Below are 313 nucleotides of genomic sequence, written 5' to 3' on the forward strand. Positions count from 1 at the left end.
GGATGCTTTAAGATTTCATCGCAATGAGATCGATCAAGCTATTGCTGTGGCTTCTTCAGGTAGATCATTTTTAATCGAGGATATTGATTTGGGTGAAATCAGTGAGACAGGGCTTTTTCACTTAATTAATAGCGTTAAGCAAGCAAATCTTGATATGTGCCAAGCTACTTTGTTGATGACGGCACGTACAGTACCTTCAACATGGAATTTAAAGTTAAATGATCTTAAAAGTCGCCTTAATTCGATTATGTTAGTTGCGATCAATCAGCCTGATGATGCATTGTTAACAGCTGTTGCTTTTAAACTTTTTTCT

The 313-nt window shown here is 36.4% G+C and carries 1 protein-coding gene; it reads left to right on the top strand.

Going from position 1 to position 313, the window contains the following annotated elements:
* A partial coding sequence (locus tag ACFIO5_RS12375; RefSeq protein ID WP_522729900.1) for a P-loop NTPase family protein occupies positions 1-313 on the top strand: 313 nt, incomplete at both ends.

This window comes from Bartonella sp. AA86SXKL (genome assembly GCF_042196885.1).